Origin of the sequence: Flavonifractor sp. DFI.6.63 (assembly GCF_024462255.1) — a bacterium.
In the GTDB taxonomy this organism is placed as follows: domain Bacteria; phylum Bacillota; class Clostridia; order Oscillospirales; family Oscillospiraceae; genus Lawsonibacter_A; species Lawsonibacter_A hominis.
This window is the reverse complement of sequence record NZ_JANGBE010000089.1, coordinates 1-449: the sequence shown is the minus strand read 5'-3', so window position 1 is coordinate 449 and position 449 is coordinate 1. Positions and strand designations below refer to the sequence as shown.

Genomic DNA, 449 nt, shown 5'->3' with positions numbered 1-449 from the left:
CTAAGCCGGGGGTAAAAAAGTAGCTTATAGCGAGGAGAAAAGTAGAAAAGAAAAAGGCTCCCTGTTAAAGTAAAAGTGGTTTGCCGACCACACAACTACGATAACAGGGAGGTCTTCATCGTGAAAGACAAAGACATAAGCAGTTTAGAGCATACGAGTTGGAGATGTCAATATCATATTGTGTTTGCACCGAAATATCGGAGGATGGAGATATATGGGCAGATCAGACAGGATATAGGGGTAATTTTGCGAAAGTTATGCCAGCAAAAAGGAGTAGAAATCATAGAAGCAAAAGCTTGTCCGGACCATATTCATATGCTTGTAAGTATCCCGCCGAAGTATGGTGTATCTCAGATTATGGGGTATCTGAAAGGAAAGAGCAGTCTGATGATATTCGATCGGCACGCAAATTTAAAGTACAAGTATGGAAATCGCCATTTCTGGGCTAG

General features: G+C 41.4%; 1 protein-coding gene. It reads left to right on the top strand.

The window, feature by feature from the left end:
* Positions 1–120 precede the first annotated feature (120 nt).
* Positions 121–449 (top strand): IS200/IS605 family transposase (gene tnpA / locus NE547_RS18010; protein ID WP_256176626.1); only part of this gene is annotated, 329 nt, incomplete at its 3' end.